At 60.9% G+C, this 12090-nt stretch carries 9 protein-coding genes; 8 read left to right on the plus strand and 1 reads right to left on the minus strand.

Annotated elements, in window-relative coordinates:
- Positions 1 to 220 precede the first annotated feature (220 nt).
- From OQE62_RS10820 to bfr, 3 genes are all read left to right on the plus strand, one after another.
- Entirely contained in the window at positions 221 to 433 is a 213-nt protein-coding gene (locus tag OQE62_RS10820; RefSeq protein ID WP_265722051.1) for a bacterioferritin-associated ferredoxin, read from the plus strand.
- Between the two features lie 104 nt (positions 434 to 537).
- A complete protein-coding gene (locus tag OQE62_RS10825) occupies positions 538 to 1863 on the plus strand; it encodes a DUF2254 domain-containing protein (RefSeq protein WP_265722052.1) in 1326 nt (441 codons plus the stop codon).
- A 411-nt stretch (positions 1864 to 2274) separates the two neighbouring features.
- The gene (bfr, locus tag OQE62_RS10830; RefSeq protein ID WP_265722053.1) at positions 2275 to 2754 is read left to right on the plus strand and encodes a bacterioferritin; all 480 of its coding nucleotides are present in this window, start codon (positions 2275 to 2277) and stop codon (positions 2752 to 2754) included.
- Positions 2755 to 2909: 155 nt separating this feature from the next.
- Here the strand turns inward: bfr and grxD are convergent, their stop codons facing one another.
- A complete protein-coding gene (grxD, locus tag OQE62_RS10835) occupies positions 2910 to 3242 on the minus strand; it encodes a Grx4 family monothiol glutaredoxin (RefSeq protein WP_265722054.1) in 333 nt (110 codons plus the stop codon).
- Positions 3243 to 3433: 191 nt separating this feature from the next.
- Between grxD and OQE62_RS10840 the strand changes: the two genes are divergently transcribed.
- The 5 genes from OQE62_RS10840 to OQE62_RS10860 all read left to right on the plus strand — a co-directional run bounded on the left by OQE62_RS10840 (position 3434) and on the right by OQE62_RS10860 (position 12042).
- Complete coding sequence (locus tag OQE62_RS10840) at positions 3434 to 4621, plus strand: aspartate aminotransferase family protein (protein ID WP_265722055.1); 1188 nt, start codon at positions 3434 to 3436, stop codon at positions 4619 to 4621.
- Between the two features lie 34 nt (positions 4622 to 4655).
- Positions 4656 to 5570, plus strand: a complete 915-nt coding sequence (argF, locus tag OQE62_RS10845; RefSeq protein WP_265722056.1) for an ornithine carbamoyltransferase — start codon at positions 4656 to 4658, stop codon at positions 5568 to 5570.
- Positions 5571 to 6374: 804 nt separating this feature from the next.
- Complete coding sequence (locus tag OQE62_RS10850; protein ID WP_265722057.1) at positions 6375 to 9302, plus strand: ribonucleoside-diphosphate reductase subunit alpha; 2928 nt, start codon at positions 6375 to 6377, stop codon at positions 9300 to 9302.
- A 396-nt stretch (positions 9303 to 9698) separates the two neighbouring features.
- Positions 9699 to 10988 (plus strand): ribonucleotide-diphosphate reductase subunit beta, encoded by a 1290-nt coding sequence (locus OQE62_RS10855; RefSeq protein ID WP_265722058.1) that lies wholly within the window; start codon positions 9699 to 9701, stop codon positions 10986 to 10988.
- A gap of 253 nt (positions 10989 to 11241) precedes the next feature.
- Positions 11242 to 12042 carry a DUF6602 domain-containing protein gene (locus tag OQE62_RS10860; RefSeq protein WP_265722059.1) on the plus strand — a complete coding sequence of 267 codons (801 nt, stop codon included), beginning with the start codon at positions 11242 to 11244 and terminating at the stop codon, positions 12040 to 12042.
- The last annotated feature ends 48 nt before the right edge of the window (positions 12043 to 12090 follow it).

Raw genomic sequence — 12090 nt, forward strand, 5'->3', positions numbered from 1 at the left:
CTTCAAGGCACGGGAAGATTGGAGCCACTCTCCGCACGACTCTCTCGGCCGTTCTGTGAACTGTTAGAGGCCCCAGGTCACCATTGACGGTTCGGTCACAAAAAATACAACTAGAATAATTTATGAGCCCGATAGAATCTTATTGACACTCATTCTCACTTGCAATACGATCACCACACTATCAACTTTGAGCAATTTTTTGCACCAGGTTTCAGCGACGATGTACGTATGTATCTGTAAAGGCATCACCGACCGCCAGATCAAGGAAGCGGTCTACGATGGTTCCACCTCGGTCAAGACCCTGCGTCGCCACCTGGGCGTCTCCTCCCAATGCGGTCGCTGCGCCGAACTGACCCAGGAGCTTATCGAGGAGACCATGGCCGGCAGCGTCATCGCCAGCGCCAACAACGGGCTCTTCTACTCCGCCGGCTGATCGCCGGTCGGCGGCGCCGGCCCCTCCGGCGCCCTCCCCCGATACCCGCCCCGATCGCCTGATCTATCTTTAACGGACATCCCCCGCCCGACGAAAGATCAGCGATGAAACAGCAGCTATTGCATCTGGCCGAAAAACTGCGCGCCAGTTTCTGGATGATTCCGACACTGATGATGATCGCGGCCATGCTGCTGTCCCAGCTTCTGCAGCTGCTCGACGGCGCCTATCGCCTCAGCGACCTGCCCGGCTTCGGCTGGATCAGCCTGGAGGATCCGGACAGCGCCCGCTCGCTGCTATCCACCATCGCCGGTTCCACCATTACTGTGGCCGGAACCGTATTCTCCATCACCACCGTCGCCCTCACCCTGGCCTCCAACCAGTTCGGCCCGCGGCTGGTGCGCAACTTCATGCGGGATCGCGGCACCCAGTTCTCGCTGGGTATTTTCCTCTCCACCTTCGTCTACGCACTGATGACCATGCGCGGTATCAACGCCGCCGACAGTGCCTTCGCCCGACACGATATTTCCGTCCACGTGGCAGTGCTGCTGTCGCTGATCAGCATCGCCGTGCTGATCTACTTCATTCACAATGTGGCGCTGTCCATCCAGGTGGACAATATCACCTACCATATCAACCGGGAGTTCAGCGAGGCCATCGACACACACTACCCCAGCGCCAGGCGCACCGACGAGGGTGCCGAGTGCCGCGAAGCCTCGAAACTGCACCTGGGGGAAGACTGCCTGAATGTCTACGGCGATATCGGCGGCTATGTACTGAGTATCGAGCGACAGAAACTGCTCGACTGGGCGACCGAAAACGACTGCTGCATCCTGCTCGACTGCCACCCGGGCAGCTACATCCACCACTGGTCGCGCATCGCCCGGATCTACCAGCCGCCGCGGCAGATCGACAGCGACAGGATCACATCGTTGATCGACGGCACCATCAGCACCGGCCACCAGCCCACCGCCGAGGAAGATATCGTCTTCTCCATCCACCAGCTGGCGCAGATCGCCGTGCGCGCGCTGTCCCCCGGCATCAACGACCCCTTTACCGCCTACTCCTGCATCGACCGGCTGGTGGATGGTATCGGCAAGGTATTGCAGCGACCGCAGTTGCCGAACTGCTTTCGCGACGGGGACGGCAGGCTCCGCCTGGTCACCAATGTACTGGATTTTGCCGACCTGCTGGCAGCGGCGTTCGACGAGATCCGCGAATACGGCCGCTCCAGCGGCGTGGTGATGCGACACCTGCTGAACAAACTGCACGAGCTGGCGCAGATATGTACCAGAACCGCAGACAGGCGCGCGCTCGATGCCTACCTGGACCGGCTCGCGGAGGATTGCGACAGATTTGTCGAAGACCGTTTCGACCGCGATATCATCGGCAAAAAAATCCGCAGCATCCGCGTGCTGATTGCGCGTCGTTAGTGAGCCGTGTGTACAGCTCTGCAACAAAGGAGCACAGCCAAAACGCCAGATCAAAGCGAGAAAGCGCGGGAATGGCAGCTCTATTTCAAGCTCTCTCAACGCAGGGCCGGGCGTTTTGACGAGGCGAACTGTTACAGAACTTTGCGTACAGCCCACTAGCCCGGCGCCGGGCAATCTAAACAGCAATCGTTCTCGCTTTATTTTTGGGCCGAATTTCCGTTAATTTTCACTCCTTAACCCCTTAAAAAAAGCCTTTTATTGCGCTTGACTTGGTTTTATTGGGAAAGCAAACTCCACCGAAATAACGGCGCTGGCCCTACAATAATTCCGGGGGCAGCGGACACTGACAAATCCAATTCAGGATTCTCGCGCGACAACACCACCTTGTTGGCGGGCCACAGGAGCAGAGCAATGAAAGGCGATCCCAAAGTCATCGAACACCTGAACAAAATACTGGGCAATGAACTGGTGGCCATCAACCAGTATTTCCTGCACGCCCGCATGTACGATAACTGGGGCCTGAAAGCGCTGGGGAAACACGAATACGACGAGTCCATCGACGAGATGCGCCACGCCGACTGGCTGATCGAACGCATCCTGTTTCTCGAGGGTATCCCCAATCTCCAGCACCTGGGCAAGCTGCTGATCGGCGAAGATACCGGGGAAATGCTCAAGTGCGATCTCAAGCTGGAGCAAAAAGCCCTGCCCGACCTGCGCGATGCCATCGAATACTGTGAGTCGGTGCGCGACTACGGCAGCCGCGAACTGCTGGAAAAAATTCTCGAATCCGAAGAGGAACACCTCGACTGGCTGGAGACCCAGCTGGAGCTCATCGACAAGGTGGGTATGCAAAACTACCTGCAGACGCAGATGGAGAGTGCGTCCGAGTAACAACCCGCCTCAGGTACGGGCATTACCGGCGGGCCGCAGGCCCGCTTGCCGAGCTGGGGCTCGGCGCTCCCGGCAGGGCGAACACGGGGTTCCGCCCCCACAAACAAAAAAACCGCGGCGAGCCGCGGTTTTTTTCGTTCCGGCGGACGGAAAATTTACTCGCCGCCCTCGCTCTCGGGCGCGGCCTCATCCACCGCCGTCTTCAGCTCGCCACTCTCGTACATCTCCATGATGATGTCGCAACCGCCGATCAGCTCGCCGTTGATCCACAGCTGCGGGAAGGTCGGCCAGTTGGCGTGCTTGGGCAGCTCGGTGCGGATATCCGGGTTGGCCAGTACATCCACATAGGCGAAGCGCTTGCCGCAGGCCATCAGCGCCTGGGCCGAGCGCATGGAAAAACCGCACTGGGGTGCGTTGGGGCTGCCTTTCATGTAGAGCAGGATGGCGTTCTCGGCGATCTGCTGCTTGATGTTCTCCAGTGTATCCATAGGGATGACTCACCTCGATTGAAGGAATTCCGGCCCGCCACCGCCATCGGCTGCCCGATGGGGCCCGGCCCCGTCACAAAAGGCGGCATTGTAACCTATTCGGGCCCCTCTGCGGGCGACGCCTGGCGCCGCAGCGCGCCTGTGCTAGTATTGCCGGCTCGCTTTTTCCGGGCCGACTAAAGGAGAAGACAGTGGCCACACCCGCACTGATGCAGAACTACGGCAACAGAACCCTGACCCTGGTCAGGGGCGAAGGCAACTATGTGTGGGACGACGCCGGCCGACGATACCTGGACGCCATCGCCGGGATCGCCGTCTGCGGCCTGGGCCACTGCCACCCGGCGGTCACCGAAGCCCTGCACGACCAGGCGCGCACCCTGCTGCACACCTCCAACCTGTACAACATCCCGGCGCAGGAGCAGCTGGCGGACAGGCTCGCAGGCCTGTCCGGCATGGACAATATGTTCTTTTCCAACTCCGGTGCCGAGGCCAACGAGGCGGCCATCAAGCTGGCCCGCCGGTTCGGTCACCAGCGCGGCCACGCGGCGCCGAAGATCGTGGTCATGGAGGGCGCCTTCCACGGCCGCACCCTGGCCACCCTGGCCGCCACCGGCAACGAGAAGATCCAGCAGGGCTTCGCGCCCCTGCCCGAGGGCTTCCTGCGCGCCCCCTTCGACGACGTGGCCGCAGTCGAGAAACTGGCCGCCCGGCACGACGATATCGTCGCCGTGCTGGTGGAACCGGTGCAGGGGGAAGGCGGCATCCATGTGCCGGCCCCGGACTACCTCGAGCAACTGCGCGAGCTGTGCGACCGCCGCGGCTGGCTGCTGATGCTGGACGAGATCCAGACCGCCAACGGCCGCAGCGGCAAGCTGTTCGCCTACCAGCACCGTGAAGGCCTGCTGCCGGACGTGGTCACCACCGCCAAGGGCCTCGGCAACGGCGTACCCATCGGCGCCTGCCTGGCCCGCGGCGCGGCGGCGCAGCTGTTTACCGCCGGCACGCACGGCTCCACCTTCGGCGGCAACCCGCTGGCCTGCCGCGCCGGCCTGGCGGTGCTGGATACACTGGAGAGCGAATGGCTGATCGAGCGCGCGGCGCAGCTGGGGGCTCGACTGCAGGCACAACTGCGCGAACAACTGGCCGGCTGCGACGCGGTGAAGGAGATCCGCGGCCTGGGCCTGCTGCTGGGCATTGAGCTGGACCGCCCCTGCGCCGAGCTGGTGGAACTGGCCCGCGCCGAGGACCTGCTGATCAACGTCACCGCCGGCAATGTGGTGCGCCTGCTGCCGCCACTGACGCTCACCGATGCCGAGTGCGAGCGGATCGCGAACACCGTCGGCACACTGATACAACAATTTGGCCGGTGTGCGGCCTGAAAGCGTGCCGTCAATTCTTAGGGGGAAATGACTTATGGCAACCAGACACTTTCTGAGCCTGCTGGACCTGTCCGGTGAGGAACTGAACGGCGTTATCGAGCGCGCCATCGAACTCAAGGCCCTGCGCAACCAGGGCATCGCCACCGAGCCCTTCCGCGACAAGGTGCTGGGGATGATCTTCGAGAAATCCTCCACCCGCACCCGCGTCTCCTTCGAGGCGGGCATGGCGCAGATGGGCGGCAGCGCCCTCTTCCTGTCCCCGCGCGACACCCAGCTGGGCCGCGGCGAGCCGATCGAGGACAGCGCGCGGGTCATCTCGCGCATGGTGGACATGGTGATGATCCGCACCTTCGGCCACAACGTGCTGGAGCGCTTCGCCGCCTACTCCCGAGTGCCGGTGATCAATGCCCTGTCCGACAGCTACCACCCCTGCCAGCTGCTGGCGGATATCCAGACCTACGTCGAGCACCGCGGCAACCCCGCCGGCAAGGTGGTGGCCTGGGTGGGCGACGGCAACAACATGTGCCACTCCTACATCAACGCCGCGCGCCAGTGCGACTTCGAACTGCGCATCGCCTGCCCGGACGGCTACGAGCCGGACGAGGCCATCGTCGCCGAGGCCGGCGACCGCGTCTCCATCGTGCGCAAACCCGCGGACGCCGTGCGCGATGCCGACTGGGTGGCCACCGACGTCTGGGCCTCCATGGGCCAGGAGACGGAGCAGAAGGAGCGCGAGCGCGCCTTCGACGGCTTCCTGGTAGACCACGAACTGATGGGCCTCGCCAACAGCGGCGCCGTCTTCATGCACTGCCTACCCGCCCACCGCGGCGAGGAAGTCAGCGGCGAGCTGCTGGAAGACGACAGCATCTCCGTGGTCTGGGACGAGGCCGAGAACCGCCTGCACGCGCAGAAGGCGCTGATGGAGTTTCTGCAGGACCAGAGCAGCTGAGAAACCCCGTCGGAGTTCACTTCAACCTACGGCGTAGGTTGGACTGAGCTCCGCGAAGTCCAACAAAACGGGCCCCGGACACCGCTGTAAACCCCTTCCGGAAATGGTGCCCCGGGCCGTGGTCACTTTTCGATCACAAGAGTCGCAAAGATTAGAAAAACGCCACAAAATAGATCATTCGAGTACCACTTTGCTCACCGCCTGATCAACGCGAGATGGTTATTGCCACGGTTAATGTAGCGGGCACTGACTATTAAAAAAAATTCTTAGGAATTCCCCTGGATAAAATCGCCCTGTACAGCATTTAGCCACCCCCAGTGTTCGCGGGCGCTGGCGTGAAAGTGCCCACTGACGTTCCGGGTCTACCCACAAATTATCCACAGCTAACTACAAGGTTGTTCGCCTTGAATTAGCCCCCCCACCGCATTATCTTGTTACTCAGTTGAGGGGCGCACCCAATATATTGGGGTACGCACCAGACCGAACCCCAAGTCAATGGGGTTGAATTCCGACTCAACGCCGCTCCGCGATCGAACCGATGAGAGGGGCGCCATCAGTCAGACGGCCTGGTTCCAGGCCAACCAGAGGTAAACAGGCGGAACGGATTGTCCGCCGCAGGCACACCAAGGCCAGGTGCACGCACCGGCCGACGGCCAAGCGGCCTGTACCCATCCCGCCCACACCACCGGTGGCGGCGGGATCGGGGGAAACGACGGACCCGTTCTGCACAAGTCCACTCGATCGAGCGGCGCTGTTCAAACGGACAGAAGCGGAAAAAACAGTACAACTCTTGCGGAGATCTCCATGCACACTGAGACTGAGCGCTCTCAATCTGTGTCTGCAGAAAAAACAGGCAGCACCAAGGACCAGGCCGGCGGCACCACCCTCGCCGCCACCGCGCCGGGCCAGATTCGCGTCATCAAGCGCAACGGCACCGTAGTACCCTACGACGACAGCAAGATCTCCGTCGCTGTCACCAAGGCGTTCCTCGCCGTCGAGGGCGGTACCGCCGCGGCCTCCAGCCGCATCCACGAACAGGTGCAGGAGCTGGTGGGCCAGATCAGCGCCACCTTCAACCGCCGCATGCCCTCCGGCGGCACCATCCATATCGAGGAAATCCAGGACCAGGTGGAACTGGCCCTGATGCGCGCCGGCGAACACAAGATCGCCCGCGACTATGTCCTCTACCGCGAAGAGCACGCGCGCCGGCGCGCCGAGAAAGAACAGGGGGCCGAACAACAGCCGGCCGCCGCCGACACCCACCCGGAAATCCGTGTCGAGCAGGAAGACGGCAGCCTGGCCCCCCTGGACATGGAGCGCCTGCGCACCATCGTCGCCGAGGCCTGCGAGGGCCTGAAAGACGTCAACGGCGAGGCCATCCTCAGCGAGGCACTGCGCAACCTCTACGACGGCGTGTCCGAGGAGGACATCAACACCGCGCTGGTGATCACCGCGCGCACCATGGTCGAGCAGGACCCCAACTACACCTACGCCACCGCCTTCCTGCTGCTGGACAAGCTCCGCAGCGAGGCCCTGCGCTTCCTGGGCGTGGCCAGGGCCGCCACCCAGCAGGAGATGGAAACCCTCTACAGCAAGGCGCTGGCCGCCTACGTGGAAAAGGGGATCGAGCTGGAACTGCTGGACCCGGCACTGGCCACCTTCGACCTGGAAAAACTGGGCGCGGCCATCGACGCCGGGCGCGATCACCAGTTCACCTACCTGGGCCTCCAGACCCTGTACGACCGCTACTTCCTGCACAGCGACGACGTCCGCTTCGAGCTGCCGCAGATCTTCTTCATGCGCGTCGCCATGGGCCTGGCCATCAATGAAGACGACAAGAACGAACGCGCGGTGGAGTTCTACAAGCTGCTGAGCTCCTTCGACTACATGAGCTCCACGCCCACCCTGTTCAACGCTGGCACCCTGCGCCCGCAGCTGTCCTCCTGCTACCTGACCACGGTGCCGGACGACCTGCACGGCATCTACGGCGCCGTCCAGGACAACGCCATGCTGTCCAAGTGGGCCGGCGGCCTGGGCAACGACTGGACCCCGGTGCGCAGCCTCGGCTCCTACATCAAGGGCACCAACGGCAAATCCCAGGGCGTTGTGCCCTTCCTGAAAGTGGCCAACGACACCGCCGTGGCCGTGAACCAGGGCGGCAAGCGCAAGGGCGCCGTCTGCGCCTACCTGGAGAGCTGGCACCTGGATATCGAGGAATTCCTCGAACTGCGCAAGAACACCGGCGACGATCGCCGCCGCACCCACGACATGAACACCGCCAACTGGGTGCCGGACCTGTTCATGAAGCGCGTGTTCGAAGACAAGGAGTGGACGCTGTTCTCCCCGGCCACCTGCCCGGACCTGCACGACCTGTTCGGCAAGGCCTTCGAAGAGCGCTACGAGCACTACGAAAAGCTGGCCGCCGAGGGCAAGCTGAAGCTGCACAAGAAAGTGCGCGCGGTGGACCTGTGGCGCAAGATGCTGGGCATGCTGTTCGAGACCGGCCACCCCTGGATCACCTTCAAGGATTCCTGCAACCTGCGCAGCCCGCAGCAGCACGCCGGTGTGGTGCACAGCTCCAACCTGTGCACCGAGATCACCCTCAACACCAGCGCCAACGACGAGATCGCCGTGTGCAACCTGGGCTCGGTGAACCTGGCGCAGCATATCGGCGAGGACGGCAAACTGGATCGCACCAAGCTGTCCAAGACCGTCAAGACCGCCGTGCGCATGCTGGATAACGTGATCGACATCAACTACTACTCCGTCGACACCGCGCGCCAGTCCAACTTCCGCCACCGCCCGGTGGGCCTGGGCCTGATGGGCTTCCAGGACGCGCTCTACAAATCCGGCATCTCCTACTCGAGCGACGAAGCGGTACAGTTCGCCGACACCTCCATGGAGGCCATCAGCTTCGAGGCCATCTCCGCCTCCAGCGACCTGGCCGCCGAGCGCGGCAAGTACCAAAGCTACGACGGCTCCCTGTGGAGCCGGGGCATACTGCCGCTGGACTCCATCGAGATCCTGGCGGAGCAGCGCGGCGAGCAGTTTATCGAACAGGACACCAGCAGCACCCTGGAGTGGGACAGCCTGCGCAGCAAGGTGAAAAAACAGGGCATGCGCAACTCCAACGTGATGGCCATCGCCCCCACCGCCACCATCGCCAACATCACCGGTGTGTCCCAGTCCATCGAGCCCACGTACCAGAACCTGTACGTGAAATCGAACCTGTCCGGCGAATTCACCGTCGTGAACCCCTACATGGTGCACGACCTGAAAGCCCGCGGTCTCTGGGACCAGGTGATGGTCAACGACCTGAAATACTACGAGGGCTCGGTACAGAAAATCGAGCGCGTGCCGGCGGACCTGAAAGCCAAGTACGCCACCGCCTTTGAGGTGGAACCGCGCTGGATCGTCGACGCCGCCGGCCGCCGCCAGAAATGGCTCGACCAGGCGCAGTCGCTGAACCTGTACATCGCCGGCGCCGACGGCCGCAAACTGGACCTGACCTACCGCATGGCCTGGTACCGCGGCCTCAAGACCACCTACTACCTGCGCGCCCTGGCCGCCACCAGCACGGAGAAATCCACCGTCGCCAGCGGCAACCTCAACGCCGTCAGCGCCAGCGGCGGCAACGGCACCGCCGCAGCGGCCCCGGCCGCCGAACCCCAGGCAGCCCCCGTCCCCGAGGCCTGCTCCCTGGACGACCCGGACTGCGAGGCCTGCCAGTAACTTCCTCTTGTTCCCCTCTCCCCCCGGGAGAGGGGTTAGGGGAGAGGGCCGGGCCGCAGGCCCGAATCAAGAAACAAGCAAAGCAGTAAAAACTCTCGGGGGAGAGCGCAACCGCCCAAGCGGCCAAGACCAAGCGCACCGGCCCCGGTCCACCACCGCCACAGAGCGGTGGCAAAGCCAAACACAGGACCGGGGCCCGGCAGCGCCCTGCCGGGAACGCCGAGCCCCAGCTCGGCAAAGGCGGCGACAGCCGCCCCCCCTGGGAACGCCGAGCTCCAGCTCGGCCAGTCGGCGCAGCCGACCAAAAAATACCAACTGGCACCGAGGCCGATTACAGCCCCTCGCCAAAAAACCAACACCGAACACTCACGCACAAAAAGACGGAAAGGCACACATATGCTCAGCTGGGACGATCTCGAACAACCGTCACAACCACAGAAGAGAGCCTTCAGCGACAAGGCTGAGGGAACCGAACCGCGACCGGCGCCGGAGACGCTGCAACAAGAAGTACGCGAACCGGGCACTTCATACGAGTCCCACAGCGCTCCGGCGTCGCCCGCGGCCCAATCCACGGTTTCCAGCGCACCGGCCTCCGGCGCCCTGGAAGCCGCGCGGGCCGCCATAGCCGACCTGGACCCGGCCCCGGGCCTCGAAGAACTGGAAATGGGTGCCGCACGTATCGAAGTGGACGAAAAGCGCATCATCAACTGCCGCGCCGACGTCAACCAGCTGGTGCCCTTCAAATACGACTGGGCCTGGCAGAAATACCTGGACGGCTGCGCCAACCACTGGATGCCGCAGGAAGTGAACATGAACAAGGACGTGTCCATGTGGAAAGACCCCCAGGGCCTGACCGCGGACGAGCGCCGCATCGTGGAATACTCCCTGGGCTACTTCTCCACCGCCGACTCCCTGGTAGCCAACAACCTGGTGCTGGCCATCTACCGCCATATCACCAACCCCGAGTGCCGCCAGTACATCCTGCGCCAATCCTTCGAGGAAGCCATCCACACCCACGCCTACCAATACTGCGTGGAATCCCTGGGCATGGACGAAGGCGAAATCTTCAACATGTACCGCGAAGTCCCCAGCGTGGCCAAGAAAGCCGCCTGGAGCCTCAAGCACACCCAGTCCATCGGCGACCCCAACTTCCGCACCGGCACCCCGGAGACCGACCAGGAGCTGCTGCGCAACCTGATCGCCTTCTACGCCGTCACCGAGGGCATCTTCTTCTACTGCGGCTTCACCCAGATCCTGTCCATGGGCCGCCGCAACAAGATGACCGGCGTCTCCGAGCAGTTCCAGTACATCCTGCGCGACGAGTCCATGCACCTCAACTTCGGCATCGACGTCATCAACCAGATCAAACTGGAAAACCCCAACCTCTGGACCCCGGAATTCCAGCAGGAAGTGACCCGGATGATCCTGGAAGGCATGGAACTGGAAGTCGCCTACGCCCGCGACACCATGCCCCGCGGCGTACTGGGCATGAACGCCAACATGATGGAGGAATACCTCCACTTTATCGCCAACCGTCGGCTCTCGCAGCTTGGCCTGAAAGAACAGTTCCCGGGCGCCCAGAACCCCTTCCCCTGGATGTCCGAGATTATGGACCTGCGCAAAGAGAAGAACTTTTTTGAGACGCGGGTGATTGAGTATCAGACGGGTGGTGCTTTGCAGTGGTAAGCGCTATCTGACAAGCGAATTACTACAACAAAAGGAAATGTAGTCGCTCACAGGAAGAGAGGTATTTAAAGCGGGCGAAAGCCCGCTTTTTTTATCCTCTCAGGGCGAAAACGTATTTGTGACATACCATCGAGCATTAAGGCTAGTGTGTAAATATGGATACGCGTGTGCATATATACAGCTATGGGTATAGCTGGATGTCCATATCTGCACACACCTCTGAATAAAACTGTTACGTTTCACGAGAGATCGGATGATTAAATCACATTTAGAAGCTGTGGAAGAACAACTGCTGGTAACATCGCGTATACCAGCAAATTCAGGGCATTCTTTACACAAAGGGACTCCACGAGAAGCCTTCATTAAAGAGTTTCTAATAAACCATTTGAGCGAAACTGTATCTATTGGTACAGGCGAAATAGTTGATTGTGATTCAAAACCAAATGAACAGCGCAACCAGTTTGACATTGTCATTTATAAAAAGAATTACCCTAAGCTCGACTTTGGCGGTGGGGTATCAGGATTTTTAGCAGAATCCGTTGTGGCAACAATAGAAGTGAAGTCAACACTGGATAATCCAGGGTTGATTCAGTCGATAAACGCCGCTAGAAATGCAAAAATCCTTAAACAGAACTTAAATAGAAGCTTCTCCACTGGGTGGCTTCCGCCTTCCATTATGAATTACGTTGTAGCGTACGATGGCCCAGCCCAAATGAAAACGGTATTTGGGTGGTTGGGAAATCATCACATCCAAAATGGGATAGCAATCGAAGACACTAAAGAAAGAACTAGCAAAAAAAGCCCTTCTCTGGATGGCGTGTTTGTATTGGGCAAAGGGTTTATTAAATTCGATAATTCACCAACCACAAACGTTCCGGCAGAAATACGCGCGCAGCACCCAGATATAAACTGGTCTATAACAGACATTGAAAGAGGCTCACTATTAATGCTTTTTTTGTCATTACTGGAAGCCACGAACAATATCCAGGGAGCTTGGCTAAACCCTTTGCCTTACCTGCAAAATGTCCGATTTCACAACATAGCATGGGCATAAACGTAATCGGGTAAGGACGGGTATTTAGCCCGCCCTCCCCACAACACC

The organism is Microbulbifer halophilus, from assembly GCF_026183675.1.
Lineage (GTDB): Bacteria > Pseudomonadota > Gammaproteobacteria > Pseudomonadales > Cellvibrionaceae > Microbulbifer > Microbulbifer halophilus.

Excerpts from the sequence above, each read along its gene's own strand:
- OQE62_RS10820 (WP_265722051.1), top strand. The coding sequence starts at position 221 with ATGTACGTATGTATCTGTAAAGGCATCACCGACCGCCAGATCAAGGAA.
- OQE62_RS10825 (WP_265722052.1), top strand. The coding sequence starts at position 538 with ATGAAACAGCAGCTATTGCATCTGGCCGAAAAACTGCGCGCCAGTTTC.
- bfr (WP_265722053.1), top strand. The coding sequence starts at position 2,275 with ATGAAAGGCGATCCCAAAGTCATCGAACACCTGAACAAAATACTGGGC.
- grxD (WP_265722054.1), bottom strand. The coding sequence starts at position 3,242 with ATGGATACACTGGAGAACATCAAGCAGCAGATCGCCGAGAACGCCATC.
- argF (WP_265722056.1), top strand. The coding sequence starts at position 4,656 with ATGGCAACCAGACACTTTCTGAGCCTGCTGGACCTGTCCGGTGAGGAA.
- OQE62_RS10850 (WP_265722057.1), top strand. The coding sequence starts at position 6,375 with ATGCACACTGAGACTGAGCGCTCTCAATCTGTGTCTGCAGAAAAAACA.
- OQE62_RS10855 (WP_265722058.1), top strand. The coding sequence starts at position 9,699 with ATGCTCAGCTGGGACGATCTCGAACAACCGTCACAACCACAGAAGAGA.
- OQE62_RS10860 (WP_265722059.1), top strand. The coding sequence starts at position 11,242 with ATGATTAAATCACATTTAGAAGCTGTGGAAGAACAACTGCTGGTAACA.